Genomic DNA, 21,903 nt, shown 5'->3' with positions numbered 1-21,903 from the left:
GTGTGGGGTGTTAAATGGATGAATTCAAACCAGAAGACGAGCTGAAACCCGATCCCAGCGATCGTCGTACTGGTCGTTCTCGCCAATCTTCCGAGCGTGTCGATGAGCCGCAAATCAACTTTGATGATGTTGATGTCGATGCGGACGAACGCCGCCCTTCTCGCAGCCGCCGGGCGCGTGATGAGCGTGAAGAAGAGAGCTATGAAGAAGATGAAAACGCGTATGACGAGGAGCGCGAAGAGCGCCGTCCGCGTAAGCGTAAGAAAGCGGCAGCCGCAAAACCCGCTTCCCGTCAATATGTGATGATGGGCGTCGGCATTCTGGTTCTGCTTCTGTTAATCATCGGCATCGGTTCCGCGCTGAAATCCCCCGCACCGACAACGAGTAATGAACAAAACGCACCGGCGGAGAAAAGCATCGATCTCTCTGCAGGCAATAACAACGCCAGCAATACCGGTGCCGCAGATCAGGCAAATGGCGCACAGCCAGCACCTGCTCAGCAACCCACTTCAGGCAATGCACCTGCGCAGCAGGATGTCTCGCTGCCACCAATTTCTTCTACGCCATCACAAGCTGAAGCTCCTGCCGCGCCTGCGGGCCAGCAGCGTGTTGAAGTGCAGGGCGATCTGAATAACGCACTGACTCAGCCACAAAATCAGTCGCAGATGGATAACGCGGTGAATTCGACGCTGCCAACTGAACCTGCAACAGTTGCGCCGGTACGTAACGGCAATGGCGCTGCTGCGCGTCAGCAACAATCTGCTGCAGCTCAAAGCCATACCGCTGCGCCGCGTGCCGAACGCAAACAGATGGTGATCGAGCCGAAGGCGGTTGCTAAAGAGCCAGTGGCGAAAGCAGAACCGAAAGCCGAATCCAAACCGGTTGCTCAGCCGCCGAAACGCACTGAAACCGCCACGACCTCGCCGGTAAAAGCGCCTGCGGTAACATCGTCACCAGTGCAAACTCAGGCTAAAGCCGCGGCTGCGCCTGCAGCCAGTGCCGCGCCTGCAGCCAGTGCCGCGCCTGCAGCAAGCGCTGCTGCCGCCACCGGGAATGTTGGAGCGTTAAAATCTGCGCCGGGTAACCACTACACGCTGCAGTTGAGCAGTTCCTCGAACTCTAACAACCTGAATGCATGGGCGAAGAAAGAGAATCTGAAAAACTTCGTGGTTTACCAGACAACTCGTAACGGCCAGCCGTGGTACGTGCTGGTGAGCGGTGTGTACGCATCTAAAGACGATGCGAAACGCGCTGTCGCGGCGTTGCCGGCAGACGTACAGGCGAAAAATCCCTGGGCCAAACCGATACATCAGGTTCAGGCCGATCTGAAGTAATGTATAAAGCGCAGGATGCTGTCGGAGCTTTCTCCACAGCCGGAGAGAGTGTAAGTAATCAGTCAGCATGAAAAAGAATCGCGCTTTTTTGAAATGGGCAGGGGGGAAATACCCCCTGCTGGACGATATCGGAAGGCATCTGCCGCAGGGTGAATGCCTTATCGAGCCGTTCGTCGGCGCGGGTTCGGTGTTTCTCAACACGTCGTTCTCCCGCTATATCCTCGCTGATATCAACAGCGATTTGATTAGCCTCTATAACATCGTTAAAGACCAGCCTGACGAGTATGTGCGCCAGGCGCGGGCGTTGTTTGCCCCTGCGACAAACCAGTCCGTGGTTTACTATCAGCTACGCGAAGAGTTTAACCAGTGCCAGGATCCTTTCCGGCGCGCGCTGCTGTTTTTATACCTCAATCGCCATGGCTACAACGGTCTGTGCCGCTATAATTTGCGCGGTGAATTCAACGTGCCTTTCGGGCGTTATAAGAAACCCTATTTCCCGGAAGCGGAGTTGTATCACTTCGCCGAAAAAGCGCAGAATGCCTTTTTTTACTGCGAGTCTTACGCAGATAGCATGGCGCGCGCGGACGAGAACTCCGTGGTCTACTGCGATCCGCCTTACGCCCCGCTGTCGGCGACGGCCAATTTTACGGCGTATCACACCAACAGTTTCAGTCTTGAGCAGCAGGCGCATTTGGCGGCGATTGCCGAAAGCCTGGTGCAAAACCGGATCCCGGTATTGATTTCCAACCACGACACGCTATTAACGCGTGAGTGGTACAGTCAGGCAAAATTGCACGTGGTAAAAGTGCGGCGCAGTATCAGCAGTAACGGTGGTACACGTAAAAAGGTGGATGAGCTGCTGGCACTCTATCGCCCGGCTCCGCGATAATTCGCATTCACCGCGCTGCCTGCCGAACCCTACTTTCTCAAGGAGATGCGGATGAAACAGTATTTGATTGCCCCTTCGATTCTGTCGGCTGATTTTGCACGCCTCGGTGAAGATACCGCCGCCGTACTGGCTGCAGGTGGTGATGTGGTGCATTTCGACGTGATGGATAACCATTACGTGCCGAATTTGACCATTGGCCCGATGGTGCTCAAAGCGCTGCGTAATTATGGCATCACCGCGCCTATTGATGTTCACTTGATGGTGAAACCGGTTGATCGGCTGATCCCGGACTTCGCCGCCGCTGGTGCAAGCATTATCACCTTTCATCCCGAAGCCTCCGAACACGTCGATCGCTCCCTGCAACTCATCAAAGAACACGGTTGTAAAGCGGGACTGGTGCTTAACCCGGCAACACCGCTCAGCTACCTGGACTACGTGATGGATAAACTGGATGTGATCCTGCTGATGTCGGTAAACCCCGGCTTTGGCGGCCAGTCTTTCATTCCACACACGCTGGATAAGCTGCGTGAAGTGCGTCGTCGCATTGATGCCTCAGGCTTTGATATCCGTCTCGAAGTCGACGGCGGTGTGAAGGTGAGCAATATCGGTGAAATTGCCGCAGCGGGCGCGGATATGTTTGTCGCAGGCTCGGCAATTTTCGATAAACCGGATTACAAACAGGTTATTGATGAAATGCGTAGTGAACTGGCAAAGGTAAGTCATGAATAAAATGCAGTCGATTCAGGGTATTGCTTTTGATCTCGACGGTACGCTGGTGGATAGCGCGCCGGGTCTGACCGCTGCTGTTGATAGCGCGCTGTATGCGCTTGAGTTACCGCAGGCGGGCGAAGCGCGCGTTGTCACCTGGATTGGTAACGGCGCGGATGTGTTGATGGAGCGGGCGTTTAACTGGGCTCGCCAGGAGCGCACCAGCCAGCGCGCGGCGCAAGGTAAGCCGGATGTGGATCACGACATTCCACAAGAAGAGCAGATACGCATGCTGCGTAAGTTGTTCAACCGATATTACGAAGAGACGGTGGAAGAGGGCAGTTTTCTCTTCCCGGACGTGGCACAAACGCTGGCAGCTCTGCATGCTAAAGGCTTGCCACTGGCGCTGGTGACCAATAAGCCGACGCCGTTCGTGGCACCGCTGCTGGAGGCGCTGGGTATTGCGCAATATTTCACCTTTGTGGTCGGCGGCGATGATGTGGTAAACAAAAAGCCGCATCCGGAACCGTTGCTTCTGGTGTGCAAAAAGCTCAATATTCAACCTTATGAATTGCTCTTCGTCGGTGATTCGCGCAATGACATCCTGGCGGCAAAAGCGGCTGGAAGCGTCTGTGTCGGTATGACTTACGGTTATAACTACGGCGAAGCGATTACCGCCAGTGAGCCGGACTACGTGTTCGATCACTTCAAAGATTTACTGCCCGCACTCGGGCTTTCGCACAGTGAAAATCAGGAAACGAAAAATGACTAAGCCCATCGTCTTTAGTGGCGCACAGCCCTCAGGTGAATTAACCATTGGTAACTATATGGGTGCGCTGCGTCAGTGGGTGAACATGCAGGACGACTATCACTGTATCTACTGCATCGTTGACCAGCACGCGATTACCGTGCGCCAGGATCCGCTAGCGCTGCGTAAGGCGACGCTGGACACGCTGGCTCTTTACCTGGCGTGCGGCATCGATCCGCAAAAAAGCACCATCTTCGTTCAGTCCCATGTGCCGGAGCATGCACAGCTCGGCTGGGCGCTGAACTGCTACACCTATTTCGGTGAACTGAGCCGCATGACCCAGTTCAAAGACAAATCTGCGCGCTATGCGGAAAACATCAACGCCGGTCTGTTTGATTACCCGGTGCTGATGGCGGCAGACATTCTGCTGTATCAAACCAACCAGGTGCCGGTGGGTGAAGACCAGAAACAGCATCTGGAACTGAGCCGCGATATCGCCCAGCGTTTTAACGCGATTTATGGCGATATCTTTAAAGTGCCTGAGCCGTTTATTCCAAAATCTGGCGCACGCGTGATGTCGCTGCTGGAGCCGACCAAGAAGATGTCCAAGTCGGACGATAACCGCAACAACGTTATCGGCCTGCTGGAAGATCCGAAATCGGTGGTGAAAAAAATCAAACGCGCGGTGACCGATTCCGACGAGCCGCCGGTGGTTCGCTACGACATCGCCAACAAAGCCGGTGTTTCCAACCTGCTGGATATTCTCTCTGCCGTAACCGGCCAGAGTATTGCCGAGCTGGAACAGCACTTTGAAGGCAAAATGTATGGTCATCTGAAAGGGGAAGTGGCGGATGCCGTTTCCGGAATGTTGACCGAGCTGCAAGAGCGTTATCATCGCTATCGCAATGATGAAGCCTTCCTGCAACAGGTGATGAAAGACGGCGCGGAAAAAGCCAGCGCGCGGGCATCGGAAACCCTGAAGAAAGTCTACGAAGCGATTGGTTTCGTTGCTAAACCGTAATCGTTGGCATCATTAAAAAGGGCTGGTTTACCTGCCCTTTTTCTGTTTTTAAAACCATTTAAGCTTATCGCGCAGTCCCACCACGCGACCAACGATGATCAGCGCCGGGCTTTGCACCTGCTGTGCCAGTTCGCCCAGTTGCGTCAAATCACCACTCACGACTTTCTGTTGTACCGAGGTGCCGTTTTCCACCAGCGCCACCGGCATATCTGCCTGCATTCCATGCTCTATTAATTGCGCCTGAATCGTCGCCGCCTGATTCAGCCCCATATAGAACACCAGCGTTTGCTTTTCCGCAGCCAGATTGGCCCAGTCCAGCTCACCACCGGTTTTCAGGTGCCCCGTCACCAGCCGCACGCTTTGTGCGTAATCTCGGTGGGTTAACGGAATGCCGGAGTAGGCCGAACAGCCGGATGCCGCCGTAATGCCTGGCACCACCGAAAAAGGGATACCCGCGTGGCAGAGCGTTTCCAGCTCTTCGCCGCCGCGACCGAAAATAAACGGGTCGCCGCCTTTGAGCCGGACAACGCGTTTACCGCTTTGCGCTTCGCGCAGCAGGATCTGATTGATCTCCTCCTGCGGTACACAGTGATAGCCCGCGCGTTTGCCAACAAACACCCGGTCAGCGTCGCGGCGCACCAGGTTCATGATCTCATCGGAAACCAGCCGGTCATACACCACCACATCGGCTTGCTGGATCTGCTGCAAACCTTTTAAGGTCAGCAGCCCGGCGTCGCCAGGCCCCGCGCCAACCAGTACCACTTCACCACGATTATCCAGCGGCTCGGCCAGCAGTTGTTCGGTTATTTTTTCCACGGCGTTGGTGTCCTGGTTCGCCAGGGATTGCGCCAGTCGGTCGTTGACAAACAATTTTTCCCAGAAGCGGCGACGCTCGCTCATGCTGGCGAACTGTTTCTTGACCCGGCTGCGTAGTTTGCCTGCGTAATGGGCGACGTGGCCCAGATGCTGCGGCAACAGCGATTCGAGTTTTTCACGCAGCAGACGCGCCAGCACTGGCGATGTGCCGCCGGAAGAGACCGCCACCATCAACGGCGAGCGGTCAATGATTGACGGCATGATAAAGCTCGCCTGTTTGGGCGCATCGACAACGTTACAGAAGATACGGCGCTGCTCTGCGGCATCGCTGACGCGCTGATTAACCACTTCGTCATCCGTTGCGGCAATCGCCAGCCAACACGCGTCTAACAGCGTTTCGCTAAATTCGCCTTCAACCAGCGTCAACATGCCTTCTTCGGCCCAGACGGTGAACTGAGGAACAAACGTGAGCGCGTTAACGGTAAGCCGTGCACCCGCATCCATTAACAGCCGGGCTTTACGTTCTGCGACATCGCCTCCACCGACAAGCAGGCACTGGCGATCGCGTAGCTGGCAAAAAATTGGCAAATGGTCCACGACATTACCTCAACATTTTAGTTATTCGCTGTAGCCTGGCTTGCCACGCGGGTGACCGCAGAAGGACGCTCAGATTTCGGCGTAGCATACCAGTAACCTAACCCCATAAATACCGCACCAGAGAGAGTATTGCCAAGCGTTACCCACAGCAGGTTATGACCGATACCGGAGAGGGTATACGCCTCGCTGTGATGACCAAACCAGGAGAGGGCAAAGAGCGTCATATTGGCGATGGAGTGTTCGTAACCCGAGGCGATAAACGCCAGCAGACACCACCAGATAGCGAGGAATTTTGCTGCGCCTTCGGTACGGATTGCCATCCAGATAGCCAGGCACACCAGCCAGTTACACAGCGCGCCCTTAAAGAACAGCACCGTTGCTGGCGCACTGGTTTTCGCCAGCGCTACCGCATGCACCAGACTCGTATCCACCGGTAACAAACTGCCACCGCCCCAGCTGTACAGCAGCGCGACGAACACTGAGCCGAGCAAATTACCGAGCCAGGTTTGCGGCAAAATAGCCCACATTTGCCCGTGGCTGATGGTGCCCGCTTTGACGCCCAGCGTCAGAAACATGGTGTGACCGGTAAACAACTCAGAACCGGCGATAATCACCAGCGTTAAGGCGATACCGAACGTCGCACCCATCACCAGCGGGCGCAATGTTGGATCAAGCAGGTTACCAAGGGTAAAAATCAGGATGATGCCGAGGCCAACATAAGCGCCCGCCATGGCAGAGCTTATCCAGAAACCCAGCGGATTTTGTGAAGAGAGGCGAGCGATACGCGCAGCGTTAGCCGCGCACTTATTAATAGTGTCGGTAAACATGATGTTGATTATCCAAAGTTAAAAGAAAATGTTTAAAAGGAAAAAATGAAAACGAAAAAGTGAAACAGCGGGAGCATTGCGCCCCCGCAGGGGTATTACGCTTTAATCTGTACTTCGCCGTCTTTCACGCGCGCATCGAAATGCGCGACAGAGCGGCTTTCATCTTCCATGCATACGCCGTCGCGCAGGCGGAAGCGCTGTTTTTTCAGCGGGCTGGCAACCCATAACTCGCCCTGATGTTCAGCGATAAGGCCGCGAGAGAGCACGCTGGACTCAAAAAACGGGTCGATATTGCTGATGGCATACACTTGATCATCATGGCGCGGGCGGAAAATCGCGACTTGCTGACCTTTCACCAACGCACACACACCGGTCGCCGGGATGATGTCGTCGATTTTGCAGACGGTGTTCCACTGGCTCATGCGTTATCCTCCACTAACACCACCGGAATTCGTTCATACGGGGTTGCCGGGCGATGTTGCTGACGCTCTGGCACTACCTGCACGTTCGGATCGCGGCGGTCGCTGTTGATAAAGTGTTTGAAGCGAAGCTGCGCAGAAGGCGTGTTCACCGTTTCAGTCCACTCGCAGACTACCGCTTCACGCAGGCGGGTCATCTCTTCTTCAAGCTGTGCGTCAAAGCCCAGTTTGTCATCGATAATCACGCTCTTCAGATATTCGATGCCGCCTTCCATGCTGTCGAGCCAGGAGGCGGTACGCGTCAGTTTGTCGGCGGTACGGATGTAGAACATCATAAAGCGGTCAAGATAGTGCAGCAGGGTTTCGCGATCGAGATCCGCCGCTAGCAGATCCGCGTGGCGCGGTTTCATGCCGCCGTTACCGCACACATACAGGTTCCAGCCTTTTTCCGTGGCGATGATCCCCACGTCTTTACCCTGTGCTTCGGCACATTCACGGGTACAGCCAGAGACGCCGAACTTCATTTTGTGCGGGGTACGAATCCCTTTGTAGCGGTTTTCCAGCTCAACGCCGAAGCCCACACTGTCACCCACACCGTAACGGCACCAGGTCGAACCGACACAGGTTTTCGCCATACGTAATGCTTTGGCGTAGGCGTGCCCGGTTTCAAAGCCCGCGTTAATCAACTGACGCCAGATTTCCGGCAGGTCGTCTTTTTGCGCGCCAAACAGGCCAATACGCTGAGAACCGGTGATTTTGGTGTAGAGATTGAATTCACGGGCAATACGGCCCACTTCCATCAGCCCTTCCGGGGTGATTTCGCCGCCTGCGGAGCGCGGGATCACGGAATAGGTGCCATCTTTCTGGATGTTGGCGAGGAAGTTGTCGTTGGTATCCTGCAACGGTGTGTGCTGCGGTTTCAGGATGTACTCATTCCAGCAGGAAGCCAGCAGTGAACCGATGGTCGGTTTACACACTTCGCAACCATAACCTTTGCCATATTTTGCCAGCAGTTCGTCGAAGGATTTGATGCCTTCCACACGGATCAGGTGGTACAGCTCCTGGCGTGAGTAAGCAAAGTGCTCACACAGATTATTGGTTACTTCGATACCCTGTTTCGCCAGTTCGGCGTTCAGCACCTGGGTTACCAGTGGGATACAACCGCCGCAGCCCGTACCGGCTTTGGTTTCTGCTTTCAGTGCGGCAACGGTGTGACAGCCTTTGTTAATCGCGGCAATCAGGTCGCCTTTGGTGACGTCGAAGCAGGAGCAGATCTGCGCGCTGTCCGGCAGCTTATCCACGCCGATAGAGGGTTTACCGCCTGCCGCATGGGCCGGCAGGATCAGCGCATCCGGGTTTTCCGGCAGTTCAATAGCGTTCAGCACCAGTTGCAGCAGGTTGCCGAAATCACTGGTGTCACCCACCAGTACCGCGCCGAGCAGGGTTTTGTTATCCGGGCTGACAATCAGGCGTTTGTAAACTTCTTTGCTTTCGTCGAGATAGACATAGCTGCGTGCGCCTGGCGTACGACCATGGGCGTCGCCGATACCACCAACATCGACGCCGAGCAGTTTCAGTTTGGCGCTGAGGTCTGCACCTTCAAAGGCGTTGGCGGTGCCGAGGATATGATCCACTGCCACCTGCGCCATTTTGTAACCTGGCGCGACCAGACCGTATACGCGGTTGTTCCAGCTGGCGCACTCGCCGATGGCATAGATATTCGGATCCGAGGTCTGGCAGCTATCGTTGATCACGATACCGCCGCGCTGCGCCACTTCCAGGCCGCACTGGGTCGCCAGTTTGTCGCGCGGGCGAATACCGGTGGAGAAGACGATAAAGTCGACTTCCAGTGCGCTACCATCAGCAAAATGCATGGTTTTACGCGCTTCGGTGCCTTCCTGCACAATCTCTTTGGTATTTTTGCTGGTGTGCACGCGCACGCCCATGCTTTCAATTTTGCGCTTCAGTTGCTCGCCGCCCATCTGGTCGAGCTGTTCTGCCATCAGCATTGGCGCAAATTCAATGACGTGGGTTTCCACGCCTAAGTTTTTCAGCGCTCCGGCCGCTTCCAGACCGAGCAAACCGCCCCCGACGACCGCGCCGCGGCGGCTGCGACGGGCGCAGGATTCAATGGCGTTCAAATCTTCAATGGTGCGATAAACGAAGCAGTCTTGTGTTTCGGAACCTTTGATCGGCGGGATCCACGGATAGGAACCGGTAGCCATGATCAATTTGTCGTAATAAACCGTGCGTCCGGCGCTGGAATGGATCACTTTTTCCTGACGGTTGATAGTGATAGCGCGCTCGCCGACCAGCACTTTTACGCCGTGTTTCTCGTAAAAGCCTTCGCGAACCAGCGACAGCTCTTCAGCCGTATGGTGGGAAAAATAGGAAGAGAGGTGGACGCGGTCGTAGGCTTTACGCGGCTCCTCACAGAAGACGGTAATATCGAACTGGCTGGCGTCGGCTTTATCGAGGAGATCCTCAATAAAACGGTGACCGACCATGCCGTTACCGATAATAGCGAGTTTGACTTTGCTCATTTTTGCCTCGATTTCTTTTCTACTACCACCTACCTTAACGATTCAGCTACCCGGCTTATTGATGTACATCAAATACACCTTCGCATACCACTTAATGGGTAGATATTTGATTTTTATTGGTTTTTATAAGTCGCGGATATCACTGGTTTTTATGGTTTGCGGAATTTGTGTACAAAAAAAGAGGGTTTTTGCACGCACGTCTGATACAAATTATCGGAGGGAAACAGAGGGAGTCACACTATGTCGGCAGCACCGATTTGGTTAGTTCAGAATGTGCATTTACCCGATCGCGAAGGGTTATGGCAAATCGCGATTGAGAATGGTCGCTTCGGTGAAATCACTCCGATGAATGAAACACACAGCGATAGCCTGGAAGTGCTGAATGCGCACGGTGGGCTGGCGCTACCGCCGTTTGTCGAACCGCATATTCACCTGGATACCACGCAAACTGCCGGAGAGCCGAACTGGAATCAATCCGGCACGCTGTTTGAAGGCATTGAGCGCTGGGCGGAACGCAAAGCGCTGCTGAGCCACCAGGATGTCAAAGCGCGCGCCTGGCAAACATTGAAGTGGCAAATGGCCAACGGCGTGCAGCATGTGCGGACCCATGTTGATGTTTCCGATCCCAGCCTGACAGCGCTGAAAGCCATGCTGGAAGTAAAAGTCGAGGTCGCGCCGTGGATTGATTTGCAAATCGTCGCTTTCCCGCAGGAAGGAATTCTCTCCTATCCCAACGGCGCTGCATTGCTGGAAGAGGCGCTCCAGCTTGGCGCGGATGTGGTTGGCGCTATCCCGCACTTTGAATTTACGCGCGAATATGGCGTTGAATCGCTGCACATTGCGTTCGCACTGGCGCAAAAATATGACCGCCCGTTGGATATTCACTGTGATGAAATTGACGACGAGCAGTCGCGCTTTGTCGAAACCGTTGCCGCGCTGGCGCTGAAGATGGGCATTGGCCCGCGCGTCACCGCCAGCCATACCACGGCGATGCACTCTTACAATGGCGCATACACCTCGCGGCTGTTCCGTCTGTTAAAGCTTTCCGGCATTAACTTTGTCGCTAACCCGCTGGTAAACATTCACTTGCAGGGGCGCTTTGACGATTATCCAAAGCGCCGGGGAATTACGCGGGTGAAAGAACTCCTGGCAGCGGGAATAAATGTCTGCTTTGGCCATGACGATGTGTTTGATCCCTGGTATCCGCTTGGCACCGGCAATATGTTGCAGGTGCTGCATATGGGGCTGCACGTTTGTCAGTTGATGGGCTACCAGCAAATTAATGATGGGTTGCGTCTTATCACGCATAACAGCGCCAGAACGTTTGGTTTAACGCAATACGGGATTGAAACGGGTTACCCGGCGAACATGGTCATTTTGCCCGTTGAAAGCGGTTTTGATGCGGTGCGCTGCCAGTCGCCGGTACGCTGGTCGATTCGACAAGGGCGGATCATTGCCAGCACGCAACCTGCGCAAAGCTGGATTCAGATGGATAACGGTGGTGAAGCGGTGCTTTTTAGCCGTTATCGTTCAGGTATGTAGCCTTCGTGAAGCGGGTTGTGAGCGGTCTGGCGTTACATCTGTTACTAAATACGTAAAATTAAGTAAAAGGCTGGCCTGCTGGCTGACTGCTCTTTAGAATCAAGCCACTCGCTTTCTTTACTGCTCTTCGTTAAGGAAACCTTATGGTTAAATCGACTCTGGCGGCTGTTGCGGCTGTGTTTGCCCTTTCTGCTTTCTCTTCTGCTGCGCTGGCGGCAAAAGGCGATCCTCATGTTCTGCTCACCACTTCCGCCGGTAACATTGAACTGGAGCTGAACAACCAGAAAGCCCCTGTGTCGGTGAAAAACTTCCTTGATTACGTAAATAACGGTTTCTATAACAACACCACGTTTCATCGTGTGATCCCGGGATTTATGGTGCAGGGCGGTGGCTTCAACGAACAGATGCAGCAAAAGCAGCCTAACCCGCCTATTAAAAACGAGGCTGACAATGGCTTGCGTAACACGCGTGGCACCATTTCGATGGCGCGCACTGCCGATAAAGACAGCGCAACCAGCCAGTTCTTTATCAACGTGGCTGACAACGCTTTCCTCGATCATGGCCAGCGCGACTTTGGTTATGCGGTGTTTGGTAAAGTGGTGAAGGGCATGGATGTCGCCGACAAAATTTCCCAGGTACCGACGCACGATGTCGGGCCTTACCAGAATGTTCCGTCAAAACCGGTCGTTATTCTCTCCGCGAAAGTGCTGCCGTAAGTTTCCCCCGCACGGGGTATTCACCCCGTGCTTCCTGAGCTTCCCTGCGTAACCTGTCATTTCTGCTTATAATTTGGGCACCGACATGTGAAACAGGGAGGCGCTATGGCCAAAAAACTCACCGACCGGCAAAAATCCCGTCTCTGGGAACAGCAGCGCAATGCCAATTTTCAGGCCAGCCGGCGGCTGGAAAATGTCGACAGCGAACTGGTGACGCTAAGTAGCGCGGAAGCCGATGAGCGCCTTGAAGAACTGCGGAGGCACTATGAGCGATAAATTCGGCGACGGGCGCGATCCGTACCTCTATCCTGGCCTGAATGTGATGCGCAATGAGCTGGGGCTTCGCCAGGCGCAGAAACTGGAGCAGGCGGCTTATCAGTTCACCGCCTTACGCGCCGCCACACTGGATCTTGGCCCGATGGTACGCGGTCTTCCTCATTTATGCGCCATTCACCACCATCTTTATCAGGATGTGTTCGACTGGGCCGGGCAGATCCGTGAAGTGGATATTTACGAAGGCGATACCCGGTTTTGCCACTTCGAGTATATCGAGAAAGAGGGCAATGCATTGATGCAGCAACTGGAAGATGAAGAGTGGCTGTGCGGGCTGGAAAAAGCAGCGTTTATTGAGCGGCTGGCGCACTACTACTGTGAAATCAACGTACTGCACCCGTTTCGCCTTGGCAACGGCATCGCTCAGCGCATCTTCTTTGAACAACTGGCGCTGCACGCGGGTTTTTCGCTCGACTGGCGTGGCATCGATCCTGATGAGTGGCGCGAGGCAAACCAGGCAGGTGCAATGGGCGACTTAGCGCCGCTTTGCACCATCTTCAGCAAAGTGGTGAGCGAAGCGGTCGAAAGCGAGTAAACTAGCGCGGTTTCCGACACCAGAGGCCGCTATGATCCTGCTTATCGACAATTACGACTCCTTTACCTGGAACCTGTATCAATATTTTTGTGAACTGGGGGCAAGCGTAGAGGTGCGGCGTAACGATGAGATCGCGCTTGCCGATATTGCTGCGCTGGCACCGGAAAAGATCGTGATTTCGCCCGGTCCCTGTACGCCGGATGAGTCCGGCGTTTCGCTGGCGGTTATCCGCCATTACGCGGGGAAATTGCCGATTCTTGGCGTTTGTCTTGGTCATCAGGCGATTGCGCAGGTCTTTGGCGCGACTATCGTTCGTGCGGCAAAAGTGATGCACGGTAAGACATCGCCTGTCACCCATAACGGCACTGGCGTATTTAGCGGGCTTAATAATCCGTTAACCGTCACCCGTTACCATTCCCTGGTTATCGATCCGCCTACGTTACCGGCATGCTTTGAGATTACCGCCTGGAGCGATAGCGGCGAGATCATGGGCATTCGCCACCTGGAGTGGGATCTGGAAGGGGTGCAATTTCACCCGGAAAGTATCCTGAGCGAGCAGGGACATCAGTTATTGAAAAACTTCCTCGAACGCTGATTTGTGGTTGCCATTAACTGATTTTTTATGCATATTTCGTGATTATATTTTCATAATCAATGCAACGTAAAACTGGATGGGCAAGCCATGGCAACTCAGCAAGACGCGGTAACGCGTGCAAACTTCGATGACGTTATTCTGCCAATTTACGCACCGGCCGAGTTTATCCCGGTAAAGGGTAAAGGCAGCAGGGTGTGGGATCAGCAGGGTAAAGAGTACGTTGATTTTGCAGGTGGAATTGCGGTTACTGCGTTAGGGCACTGCCATCCGGCGCTGGTGGAGACGCTGAAAACGCAGGGCGAAACGCTGTGGCACACCAGCAATGTTTTTACCAACGAGCCTGCTCTGCGCCTGGCGCGTAAACTCATTGACGCCACGTTTGCCGAGCGTGTGGTGTTTATGAACTCCGGCACTGAAGCTAACGAAACAGCATTCAAGCTGGCGCGTTTTTATGCATCTACGCGTCACAGTCCATACAAAACAAAAATCATCGCGTTTCATAATGCCTTCCACGGCCGTTCGCTGTTTACCGTAAGCGTGGGCGGCCAGCCGAAGTATTCCGATGGTTTTGGCCCGAAACCGGCGGACATTATCCATGTGCCGTTTAACGATCTGCACGCGGTGAAAGCGGTGATGGACGATCACACCTGCGCGGTAGTGGTAGAGCCTATTCAGGGCGAGGGCGGCGTTACTGCCGCCACACCGGATTTCCTGAAAGGTTTGCGCGAGCTGTGCGATCAACACAATGCTCTGCTGGTGTTCGACGAAGTGCAGTGCGGCATGGGCCGCAGCGGAGAGTTGTTTGCTTATATGCACTACGGTGTGACGCCGGATATTCTGACCAGCGCCAAAGCGCTCGGCGGCGGTTTCCCTATCAGCGCGATGCTGACTACACATGAAATTGCCAGTGTCTTCCACGCCGGTTCACACGGCTCTACTTACGGTGGCAACCCGCTGGCCTGCGCTGTCGCCGGAACCGCATTCGACATTATCAATACGGCGGAAGTGCTCAGCGGCGTGAATGAAAAACGTCAGTTGTTCGTTAAACATCTGCAGCAAATTGGCGAGAAATTTGACCTGTTTAGCGATATTCGTGGCATGGGGCTGCTGATTGGTGCTGAGCTGAATCCGCAATATAAAGGCCGTGCGCGCGACTTTCTCTACGCCGCTGCCGATGCGGGCGTCATGGTGCTGAACGCCGGTCCGGACGTCATGCGTTTTGTGCCTTCGCTGATTATTGATGCGCAGGATATCGAAGAAGGGATGAAGCGCTTCGCGAATGCGGTGGCGAAAGTGGTCAACGGTTAAGGCGGCGGTTTAACCAAATGCCATGATGCGGGCGCTGACGCCATGCTACCGACGAAATGGTGTGCATGGTGTTCAGATGCCCGATAATCCGCTGTAAATGCTGCTCCAGCGTGCTCATTGGCCCGTGCGTTAATGCTTCCGGGGCTTCGAGAATATTCACATCGCCGGATCCTCCCGGCCCGTCATACTCCAGCCGCTGCTGGCAGCGCTGCAGGGCAATTTCGCAGGATTGCAAATAACGTTGCGCCAGCTCCGGCGTCAACATCGTATGTTCACGTGCCAGCGTCGTCATTGCATTAATATGCTCAACGATAAACTGGCTGTGCGTTACCCACAGTTTCATATCTTCCAGATAACGCGTATTGAAGCCCGGTTCCTGCATCGCCTGGTTTAGCGAGTTAAACAAAGCGTTATGCGCCTGGTTTACGCGCATGCGCTGCCAGGCAAGCGGAGTGGGCTGCGGGTTATCGCTTAAGATCAGGCGAATCGCTTCCTGATCTGTTTCCAGCGCATCGTGCGCATTCTGGCGCAGCAAGCCACTTTGCCACTGCGGCCACAGCCAGACCATGCCGCCGAAAGCGATCAGGCAACCAATCAACGTGTCGATAAGGCGGGCGACAATAAACTCCTCACCATTTAGCGTCAGCAGTTGCAAGGTGTAGACGGCGGTAATGGTAAAACCCACCATCGCCCAGCCGTAGTTTTTCCGAATAATGAGATAACTGACCAGCGTAATCATCAGCATCGCGGCCAGCGTAAAACCGAGTGGAACATGAAAGTGCAGCGTCGCCCCGGCAATCACCAGTCCCGCAATGGTGCCCGCCGCCCGGTGGACAATGCGAACGCGCGTTGCGCCATAGCCGTTTTGCGTGACAAACATCACCGTCATCATGATCCAGTAGGGTTTTGGTAAATGCAGGGCGCTGCCCATCAGGCTGGCGATACTGAGCATGACGCTGATTCGCGCGGCATTACGCAGCGCCGCAGATTTCAGTGATAAATAGCTTTTTAGCGCCGGGAAAAGGGGCAAGCGACGCTGCTTTTCCGCCATCAGATCGCGGGCATAGAGAGGGCGCTGAGTGCGCAAGACGCGCGCGATACGGCTAAAATGCCAGGCGCAGAACTGCCCGACCGGGTTATCCGGGTGCTGGCGGGCGATTTTTTCCAGCGCGCCAATCTGCTTATCCATGTTGAAGCGCGTGGGATAGCGGTGATAGAGAATGTCGTCTGCCAGCACGCGCAGGCGAGCGGCGACGGTTTGCGCGTTCCAGCGGATCACCTGTTCGGCGTGGGTTTGTTCCACCAGTTTTTGCACTTCTTCCGGCTGGTGCAAACTCACCGAAATGTGCTCTTGCAAATCAATCCCTACCTGGAAAACCCGCAGTAGCCTTTTGTAATCGTTGTGTTTATTGGCAGCCAGCATATGCAGTTGTTGATAGCACTGGCTTATCATATCCACCGCTTTTTGCTGGCGGGCGAGCAACGGCGGCAGCGCTTTTTCTGGGTCGGCGTGTTGCGTCAGCAGGCTGTATTTCGCCTCGCAGTAGTCTGCCAGTTGCCGGTAGAGCAGGCTGAGCGATTCGCGCAGCGGTTGCTCGCGCCACATCCAGAACCAGAACCAGTTGAACAATCCGTACCACAGCGTGCCCAGCGCATAGATAAGTATCGGCTCCCATACCGGCATGTTACCGGCGAGGCTGAGCGTAAAGATGGCGGCAATGAGCGAAGCCGGGAGCAGGCGACCGTGCAGTGCACTGATTTCGGCGGTTACGCCTAAAACCAGCGTCAGCCCGGTGAGGATCAGCGGCAATGGAAGATCTCTCGCCAGCAATAGCTGCACCGCCAGGCTGCTGCCTGCAAACAGCGTTCCGCCAATGATCAGGCGTTTGAAAAAACGTTTATGTGGCGTATCAAGCCCGGCAATGTTGCAGCAGGCGGGAACGAGGGAAAACAGCAGACCTTGTTGCAGATGACCAGTAACCAGACCAATGGCCACAGGTAAACATAACACCAGCGTTTGTCGCAGTGCGTAGTTGATTTCGGGGTGATAAATCAGCCTGCGCCACATGAGGGAAGAAAAACGACGCAGCGCGTAAGCTGCGCCGTTTTACAGATTAACGCGTTCCGTATACGACGATGGTTTTACCGTGGGCGGAGATCAGGTTCTGATCTTCGAGCATTTTGAGAATGCGGCCCACAGTTTCACGGGAGCAACCGACGATCTGACCAATTTCCTGGCGAGTAATTTTAATTTGCATGCCGTCCGGATGGGTCATTGCATCTGGCTGTTTCGCCAGGTTTAACAGCGTTTGCGCGATACGGCCGGTTACATCCAGGAAGGCGAGGTTACCCACTTTTTCTGAAGTGACCTGCAGGCGACGCGCCATTTGCGAGGAAAGACGCATCAGGATATCCGGGTTAACCTGGATTAACTGACGGAATTTTTTGTACGAGATTTCAGCCACTTCACAAGCAGTTTTAGCGCGTACCCATGCACTGCGCTCCTGACCCTCTTCGAACAGGCCCAGTTCACCGATAAAATCTCCCTGGTTCAGGTAGGAGAGGATCATCTCTTTACCCTCTTCGTCCTTGATCAGCACTGCCACTGAGCCTTTAACGATGTAGTACAGCGTTTCCGCTTTTTCACCCTGGTGAATCAGCGTGCTCTTCGACGGGTACTTATGAATGTGGCAATGAGACAAGAACCATTCAAGCGTCGGGTCTGTTTGTGGTTTGCCAAGCACCATGCGCGATTATCCTCTGTTATAAGCTGTCTCAGACACAGGATGAGCCCCTACGTCTGGGGTTGCAATCTAAGCTTCCCGCATCCAGGGAAGTGGACCGTCAGCGTCATCTGCGGTCTCTAAAGTATGATGTCATGCATACATGCGTAACATCCATTTATCTCTGTAGCATCCAGAGTGTTTTAGCATAGCTTTTACCGCCTGTCTCCTGGTGTCTCGCTTCAGCATGACGCAGGTCGCCTTCCGTTGCGAGTTTTGTTATGTACGCGTAATCTGTAAAGAAAATTGCCACTCCGGAGTGAAGAAAATGCAGGCACGTGTGAAATGGGTTGAAGGGTTAACGTTCATCGGTGAGTCCGCATCGGGCCACCAAATCCTGATGGACGGCAACTCCGGCGACAAAGCGCCAAGCCCGATGGAAATGGTGCTGATGGCGGCGGGCGGATGCAGCGCCATTGATGTGGTTTCTATTTTACAAAAAGGGCGTCATGACGTGACTGACTGCGAAGTGAAGCTGACCTCAGAGCGCCGTGAAGAAGCGCCGCGCCTGTTTACCCACATCAATTTGCACTTTATCGTCACCGGTAAAGATCTGAAGGATGCTGCGGTTTCCCGCGCGGTGGATTTATCCGCGGAGAAGTATTGCTCCGTGGCCTTGATGCTCGAAAAAGCGGTGAACATCACCCACTCTTACGAAGTTATCGAAGCCTGATGCGAAAAGCCCGGTAAGCAGCACATCACCGGGCTTTCTGCATTATTTGATCTTTTTACCTTCCATCAGCCGTTGTACCAGCGGCGTCATAATCAACTCCATCGCCAGCCCCATTTTTCCGCCAGGCACCACCAGCGTATCCATATGCGAGATAAACGAGCCTTGCAGCATTGCCAGCAACCACGGGTAATCAATCCCTTCCAGATTGCGGAAATGGATCACCACAAAACTCTCGTCCAGTGAGGGAATGCCTTTCGCGGCAAACGGATTGGACGTATCCACCGTTGGCACGCGCTGGAAGTTAATGTGCGTACGGGAAAACTGCGGCGTAATAAAATTGATGTAATCTTCCATCGAACGCACGACAGAATCCATTACCGCTTCCCGCGAATGCCCGCGCTCGCTGGTATCGCGGACAAGTTTTTGAATCCATTCTAGGTTGACGATCGGCACCACGCCCACCAGCAAATCCACATGACGCGCGACATCGTTTTGCGGCGTCACCACGCCGCCGTGCAGACCTTCATAAAACAGCACATCGGTCGGTTCCGGCAGCGGTTGCCACGGCGTAAACGTGCCCGGTACCTGGTTCCAGGGAACGGCTTCATCGTAGGTATGCAGGTATTTGCGCGCCTGGCCTTTGCCGGTTTGGCCATATTCGATAAACGTCTGTTCCAGCAGGCCAAAATCATTGGCTTCCGGGCCAAAATAGCTGATATGCCGCCCAAGATCGCGGGCCTTACGGATAGCCATATCCATTTCCGGGCGGGTATAGCGATGGAAGCTGTCCCCTTCCACTTCTGCCGCGTGCATATTGAGCTGGGCGAAGATCTTACGAAAGGCGAGGCTGGTGGTGGTGGTTCCCGCGCCGCTGGAGCCTGTAACGGCGATAACCGGATGTTTGGCGGACATAGCAACTCCCTGAATAAACGATTATTTCAGTATAGCCAGCCGCCATGTACCTGTTCAGTCGTGGAACTGCCCGCGCGGCATGATATTGACCGTCTCGTGCAGTTCCGACCACACCAGTACGGCTTCGCCGCGTTGCAGCTGCCGTTTAACGTCGGCGACCTTTTGCTCAAGTGAACGCTCATGTTCACCATAATCAGTGCCTTCGCGCAAGACAAAGCTCTCAATCAGATTGTCCAGCGTCTGCGCATCAATCTCTTGCCAGGGAATAATCATCGTCTTTCCAGGTAAGCGGATAACCAATCCGGAATACGCTTTTCCAGCCACATTTCCGGGTGGCGCAAGGTTCCGCCAACAAACCCGACATGGCCGCCGTGTTCCGTCAGTTGGTATTCAATATTCGCCGGCAAATGTCCGGCATCCGGGATCACATTGTGATCCATAAACGGGTCATCTTTCGCGTGGATAATCAGCGTCGGTTTACGAATATCCGGCAAAACCGGCATCGCGCTACAGCGGCGATAATAATCCAGCGCGTCGGCAAAACCGTGGATTTTCGCGGTGATCAGATCGTCGAACTCGCGAATACGGCGCAGCTTACGCAGCGCCGGCAAGGTGGTTGGCAGCGAACCAGGATAAGCGCGTAATTTGCGCGCGGCGTTCGCTTTCAGCAAATTCAACAAATAGCGCTGATAAACACGGGAAAATCCCTTATCCATATGATAACTGCAGGCTTCCAGCACCAACGGAGCAGAGACAATTACCGCTGCATCGACGGGCAAGTCGTCATCGGCTTTTGCCAGCAAACAACCGAGCATGTTCCCGCCGAGCGAATAACCCACCGCTGCGGTTGGCGCGGGTCCGAATTCCTGATGTAACCAGTGCAAGAACCAGGTGCCATCTTCGGTTTCGCCCGAGTGATAAATCCGGTTCAGACGATTCGGGATGCCGCTACAGCCGCGAAAATGCATTACCACGCCAAGCCAGCCGCGCTGTTTCGCCGCATGCACCAGTCCATGCGCATATGGGCTGTGCAGGCTGCCCTCCAGTCCATGGAAAACCACCAGTCGCGGTTTATGTTTCGCCTGATTCGGCTCTTCGCTCCAGGCCAAATCTACAAAGTCGCCATCCGGCAGCTCAAGGCGCTGCCACCAGGGTTCAAACTGGAGGCGTCGACGTAAAATGCGTGGCAGCATCGTTTGTAGATGCGGATTACGCGCACCTGGCATTGGATGAAAGTTAAGCGAGTCTCCCTGATTTTCAAGGAAATTTGCAGGTGTAATATCTGCCATCTTGTCAATAAACGTAAGTAAATAGACGATTATTATACTTGTTAATAAATGGGCTGTTTAATACTTTGCTGCTGTTGTACCGTATATGCCTTTGCAGTCGGCCCGATAACTTTCTAAGAAATCTATTACTTTCATTGGATTACTGCCGTCTGCTTTTAAATCATTGAGGATGTATTAGATGACAGACAATACCTCGCGTGACCTTGCAGCGTCACCGTTCTTGGGCCAAACCATCAACGACTTACCCGGTAGTAAAGATTTAACGCCAGCCGAGCAGACGCAAATCCAAAATATTGTCGACGAGATTAATATTAACGACCCGGTGTTTTCGCTCTCTTTTGGCGCGAAAACTATGAATAGCATTTCGCAATTCTCTGATTCGCTGATGCAAGAAGTTCGCGCAAAAGACGCGGGTGTTATCGGTGCGCAACTGACTGACTTACTGATGAAAATCAAACAGGTAGATATCAGTCACTTTGAGCAGAAACCGGGCTTTCTTGCCTCGCTTCCGCTGCTGGGTTCGCTGTTTAATCGTATTGAGCGCACCATGCTGGAGTATCAGACGCTGGCGAAGCAAGTCGATACCATCACCGAAAAACTCAATCAGGCAATGGTGGATCTGCTGCGAAATATCTCTGTACTGGAGATCCTCTTTGAACGTAACCGCGATGTTTTCCAACAAATCACGCTGCATATCATTGCCGGTAAGCAAAAGCTTGAGGAGATAAAGCGGAATGAAGTGCCCGCATTACAAGCTCAGGCGTCTGATCCAATGAACGCACAGCGTTTGCGCGACCTGATGGAGGGTATCCAGCGTTTTGAACGTCGTCTGCATGACTTAATGCTGTCGCGCACCATTGCTATGCAGAGCGCCCCGCAAATTCGTCTGATGCAAAGTAACAGCCAATCGCTGGCGGAAAAGATCCAGAGCAGCATCCTCTCCACCATTCCTGTCTGGAAGAGCCAAATAGCGCTGTCGATGTCGCTACAGACTCAGCGTCAGGCAGCGAAACTGCAAAAAGACGTTGCTGATACCACCAATGACCTGCTTCGTCGTAATGCGGAAATGTTGCAAACCGGCACCCTGGAAACGGCGCGAGAAGTTGAACGCTCTATTGTCGATATCGAGACTTTGCGCGACGTACAGTCACGCCTGCTGAACACCCTTGAAGAGTCAGTGAAAATTGCCTCTGATGCGCGCCAACGTCGTGCAGAAGTAGAAAAAGAGCTGGTTACGATGGAAAACGAAATGCGCACTCGCCTGGCTGACATTGCCAGCAGCAAGGCTGCACAGCCGTAAGAGAAACGGAATAAG

Annotated in this window: 22 protein-coding genes; 13 read left to right on the top strand and 9 right to left on the bottom strand. The window is 54.0% G+C overall.

The features are described 5' to 3' along the window. The first annotated feature begins 14 nt into the window (after window positions 1–14). The 5 genes from damX (at window position 15) to trpS (ending at window position 4,700) form a co-directional block, all read left to right on the top strand. Window positions 15–1,334, top strand: coding sequence for a cell division protein DamX (gene damX / locus H650_RS12375; protein ID WP_020455538.1), 1,320 nt, complete (start codon window positions 15–17; stop codon window positions 1,332–1,334). A 67-nt stretch (window positions 1,335–1,401) separates the two neighbouring features. Then, window positions 1,402–2,223, top strand: coding sequence for an adenine-specific DNA-methyltransferase (gene dam / locus H650_RS12370; protein WP_020455537.1), 822 nt, complete (start codon window positions 1,402–1,404; stop codon window positions 2,221–2,223). Window positions 2,224–2,274: 51 nt separating this feature from the next. Next, window positions 2,275–2,952 (top strand): ribulose-phosphate 3-epimerase, encoded by a 678-nt coding sequence (gene rpe / locus H650_RS12365; RefSeq protein ID WP_020455536.1) that lies wholly within the window; start codon window positions 2,275–2,277, stop codon window positions 2,950–2,952. Next, complete coding sequence (gph, locus tag H650_RS12360) at window positions 2,945–3,703, top strand: phosphoglycolate phosphatase (protein WP_020455535.1); 759 nt, start codon at window positions 2,945–2,947, stop codon at window positions 3,701–3,703. The genes rpe and gph overlap by 8 nt, the downstream gene beginning before the upstream one ends. Continuing rightward, window positions 3,696–4,700: a tryptophan--tRNA ligase gene (gene trpS, locus H650_RS12355; RefSeq protein ID WP_020455534.1), complete on the top strand. Its 1,005-nt coding sequence runs from the start codon at window positions 3,696–3,698 to the stop codon at window positions 4,698–4,700. The genes gph and trpS overlap by 8 nt, the downstream gene beginning before the upstream one ends. 48 nt (window positions 4,701–4,748) lie before the next feature. Here trpS and cysG read toward each other — a convergent pair whose 3' ends face one another. The 4 genes from cysG to nirB form a co-directional block, all read right to left on the bottom strand. Next, a complete protein-coding gene (cysG, locus tag H650_RS12350) occupies window positions 4,749–6,113 on the bottom strand; it encodes a siroheme synthase CysG (RefSeq protein ID WP_020455533.1) in 1,365 nt (454 codons plus the stop codon). Window positions 6,114–6,130: 17 nt separating this feature from the next. Next, on the bottom strand, window positions 6,131–6,940 hold the full coding sequence (nirC, locus tag H650_RS12345; RefSeq protein ID WP_044489510.1) for a nitrite transporter NirC: 810 nt from the start codon (window positions 6,938–6,940) through the stop codon (window positions 6,131–6,133). A gap of 95 nt (window positions 6,941–7,035) precedes the next feature. After that, the gene (gene nirD / locus H650_RS12340; protein WP_020455530.1) at window positions 7,036–7,362 is read right to left on the bottom strand and encodes a nitrite reductase small subunit NirD; all 327 of its coding nucleotides are present in this window, start codon (window positions 7,360–7,362) and stop codon (window positions 7,036–7,038) included. Further along, complete coding sequence (gene nirB, locus H650_RS12335; RefSeq protein WP_020455529.1) at window positions 7,359–9,902, bottom strand: nitrite reductase large subunit NirB; 2,544 nt, start codon at window positions 9,900–9,902, stop codon at window positions 7,359–7,361. Before nirB ends, nirD begins: the two co-directional genes overlap by 4 nt. Window positions 9,903–10,142: 240 nt before the next feature. Between nirB and H650_RS12330 the strand changes: the two genes are divergently transcribed. The 6 genes from H650_RS12330 to argD all read left to right on the top strand — a co-directional run bounded on the left by H650_RS12330 (window position 10,143) and on the right by argD (window position 14,931). Beyond that, window positions 10,143–11,444 (top strand): cytosine deaminase, encoded by a 1,302-nt coding sequence (locus tag H650_RS12330; protein WP_020455528.1) that lies wholly within the window; start codon window positions 10,143–10,145, stop codon window positions 11,442–11,444. A gap of 143 nt (window positions 11,445–11,587) precedes the next feature. Beyond that, window positions 11,588–12,160, top strand: a complete 573-nt coding sequence (ppiA, locus tag H650_RS12325; protein WP_017459864.1) for a peptidylprolyl isomerase A — start codon at window positions 11,588–11,590, stop codon at window positions 12,158–12,160. A 105-nt stretch (window positions 12,161–12,265) separates the two neighbouring features. Further along, on the top strand, window positions 12,266–12,436 hold the full coding sequence (ficA, locus tag H650_RS24585; protein WP_020455527.1) for a FicA/YhfG family antitoxin: 171 nt from the start codon (window positions 12,266–12,268) through the stop codon (window positions 12,434–12,436). Then, window positions 12,426–13,028 (top strand): putative adenosine monophosphate-protein transferase Fic, encoded by a 603-nt coding sequence (locus H650_RS12320; RefSeq protein WP_020455526.1) that lies wholly within the window; start codon window positions 12,426–12,428, stop codon window positions 13,026–13,028. The genes ficA and H650_RS12320 overlap by 11 nt, the downstream gene beginning before the upstream one ends. 31 nt (window positions 13,029–13,059) lie before the next feature. Continuing rightward, window positions 13,060–13,623: an aminodeoxychorismate synthase component 2 gene (pabA, locus tag H650_RS12315; RefSeq protein ID WP_020455525.1), complete on the top strand. Its 564-nt coding sequence runs from the start codon at window positions 13,060–13,062 to the stop codon at window positions 13,621–13,623. A gap of 87 nt (window positions 13,624–13,710) precedes the next feature. After that, complete coding sequence (gene argD / locus H650_RS12310) at window positions 13,711–14,931, top strand: bifunctional acetylornithine/succinyldiaminopimelate transaminase (RefSeq protein ID WP_020455524.1); 1,221 nt, start codon at window positions 13,711–13,713, stop codon at window positions 14,929–14,931. On the opposite strand, the gene H650_RS12305 is transcribed toward argD, so the two are convergent. Together H650_RS12305 and crp are read right to left on the bottom strand one after the other, a co-directional pair. After that, the gene (locus H650_RS12305) at window positions 14,921–16,999 is read right to left on the bottom strand and encodes a YccS/YhfK family putative transporter (protein WP_020455523.1); all 2,079 of its coding nucleotides are present in this window, start codon (window positions 16,997–16,999) and stop codon (window positions 14,921–14,923) included. The two genes, argD and H650_RS12305, sit on opposite strands and share 11 nt — an antisense overlap. Window positions 17,000–17,045: 46 nt before the next feature. Continuing rightward, window positions 17,046–17,678, bottom strand: a complete 633-nt coding sequence (gene crp / locus H650_RS12300) for a cAMP-activated global transcriptional regulator CRP (RefSeq protein WP_000242758.1) — start codon at window positions 17,676–17,678, stop codon at window positions 17,046–17,048. 304 nt (window positions 17,679–17,982) lie between these two features. Between crp and H650_RS12295 the strand changes: the two genes are divergently transcribed. Beyond that, window positions 17,983–18,387 carry an OsmC family protein gene (locus H650_RS12295; protein ID WP_020455522.1) on the top strand — a complete coding sequence of 135 codons (405 nt, stop codon included), beginning with the start codon at window positions 17,983–17,985 and terminating at the stop codon, window positions 18,385–18,387. Window positions 18,388–18,429: 42 nt separating this feature from the next. Here the strand turns inward: H650_RS12295 and H650_RS12290 are convergent, their stop codons facing one another. Genes H650_RS12290 through H650_RS12280 form a run of 3 tightly spaced genes read right to left on the bottom strand, consistent with a single transcriptional unit; the run spans window position 18,430 to window position 20,588 of the window. Continuing rightward, a complete protein-coding gene (locus H650_RS12290) occupies window positions 18,430–19,299 on the bottom strand; it encodes a phosphoribulokinase (protein ID WP_020455521.1) in 870 nt (289 codons plus the stop codon). 54 nt (window positions 19,300–19,353) lie between these two features. Then, on the bottom strand, window positions 19,354–19,572 hold the full coding sequence (locus H650_RS12285; protein ID WP_017459872.1) for a YheU family protein: 219 nt from the start codon (window positions 19,570–19,572) through the stop codon (window positions 19,354–19,356). Further along, window positions 19,569–20,588 (bottom strand): hydrolase, encoded by a 1,020-nt coding sequence (locus H650_RS12280; RefSeq protein WP_044489509.1) that lies wholly within the window; start codon window positions 20,586–20,588, stop codon window positions 19,569–19,571. Before H650_RS12280 ends, H650_RS12285 begins: the two co-directional genes overlap by 4 nt. Before the next feature lie 178 nt (window positions 20,589–20,766). Between H650_RS12280 and H650_RS12275 the strand changes: the two genes are divergently transcribed. Further along, window positions 20,767–21,888: a toxic anion resistance protein gene (locus H650_RS12275; protein ID WP_020455519.1), complete on the top strand. Its 1,122-nt coding sequence runs from the start codon at window positions 20,767–20,769 to the stop codon at window positions 21,886–21,888. The last annotated feature ends 15 nt before the right edge of the window (window positions 21,889–21,903 follow it).

It is taken from the genome of Enterobacter sp. R4-368, from assembly GCF_000410515.1.
Lineage (GTDB): Bacteria > Pseudomonadota > Gammaproteobacteria > Enterobacterales > Enterobacteriaceae > Kosakonia.
The sequence above is the reverse complement of the archived record's forward strand: the minus strand, read 5'-3'. Positions and strand labels throughout refer to the sequence as shown.

What these genes read in the sequence shown, in the direction of transcription:
- damX (WP_020455538.1), top strand. Translation starts at nt 15, where the DNA reads ATGGATGAATTCAAACCAGAAGACGAGCTGAAACCCGATCCCAGCGAT.
- dam (WP_020455537.1), top strand. Translation starts at nt 1,402, where the DNA reads ATGAAAAAGAATCGCGCTTTTTTGAAATGGGCAGGGGGGAAATACCCC.
- rpe (WP_020455536.1), top strand. Translation starts at nt 2,275, where the DNA reads ATGAAACAGTATTTGATTGCCCCTTCGATTCTGTCGGCTGATTTTGCA.
- gph (WP_020455535.1), top strand. Translation starts at nt 2,945, where the DNA reads ATGAATAAAATGCAGTCGATTCAGGGTATTGCTTTTGATCTCGACGGT.
- trpS (WP_020455534.1), top strand. Translation starts at nt 3,696, where the DNA reads ATGACTAAGCCCATCGTCTTTAGTGGCGCACAGCCCTCAGGTGAATTA.
- nirC (WP_044489510.1), bottom strand. Translation starts at nt 6,940, where the DNA reads ATGTTTACCGACACTATTAATAAGTGCGCGGCTAACGCTGCGCGTATC.
- nirD (WP_020455530.1), bottom strand. Translation starts at nt 7,362, where the DNA reads ATGAGCCAGTGGAACACCGTCTGCAAAATCGACGACATCATCCCGGCG.
- nirB (WP_020455529.1), bottom strand. Translation starts at nt 9,902, where the DNA reads ATGAGCAAAGTCAAACTCGCTATTATCGGTAACGGCATGGTCGGTCAC.
- H650_RS12330 (WP_020455528.1), top strand. Translation starts at nt 10,143, where the DNA reads ATGTCGGCAGCACCGATTTGGTTAGTTCAGAATGTGCATTTACCCGAT.
- ppiA (WP_017459864.1), top strand. Translation starts at nt 11,588, where the DNA reads ATGGTTAAATCGACTCTGGCGGCTGTTGCGGCTGTGTTTGCCCTTTCT.
- ficA (WP_020455527.1), top strand. Translation starts at nt 12,266, where the DNA reads ATGGCCAAAAAACTCACCGACCGGCAAAAATCCCGTCTCTGGGAACAG.
- H650_RS12320 (WP_020455526.1), top strand. Translation starts at nt 12,426, where the DNA reads ATGAGCGATAAATTCGGCGACGGGCGCGATCCGTACCTCTATCCTGGC.
- pabA (WP_020455525.1), top strand. Translation starts at nt 13,060, where the DNA reads ATGATCCTGCTTATCGACAATTACGACTCCTTTACCTGGAACCTGTAT.
- argD (WP_020455524.1), top strand. Translation starts at nt 13,711, where the DNA reads ATGGCAACTCAGCAAGACGCGGTAACGCGTGCAAACTTCGATGACGTT.
- H650_RS12305 (WP_020455523.1), bottom strand. Translation starts at nt 16,999, where the DNA reads ATGTGGCGCAGGCTGATTTATCACCCCGAAATCAACTACGCACTGCGA.
- crp (WP_000242758.1), bottom strand. Translation starts at nt 17,678, where the DNA reads ATGGTGCTTGGCAAACCACAAACAGACCCGACGCTTGAATGGTTCTTG.
- H650_RS12295 (WP_020455522.1), top strand. Translation starts at nt 17,983, where the DNA reads ATGCAGGCACGTGTGAAATGGGTTGAAGGGTTAACGTTCATCGGTGAG.
- H650_RS12290 (WP_020455521.1), bottom strand. Translation starts at nt 19,299, where the DNA reads ATGTCCGCCAAACATCCGGTTATCGCCGTTACAGGCTCCAGCGGCGCG.
- H650_RS12285 (WP_017459872.1), bottom strand. Translation starts at nt 19,572, where the DNA reads ATGATTATTCCCTGGCAAGAGATTGATGCGCAGACGCTGGACAATCTG.
- H650_RS12280 (WP_044489509.1), bottom strand. Translation starts at nt 20,588, where the DNA reads ATGGCAGATATTACACCTGCAAATTTCCTTGAAAATCAGGGAGACTCG.
- H650_RS12275 (WP_020455519.1), top strand. Translation starts at nt 20,767, where the DNA reads ATGACAGACAATACCTCGCGTGACCTTGCAGCGTCACCGTTCTTGGGC.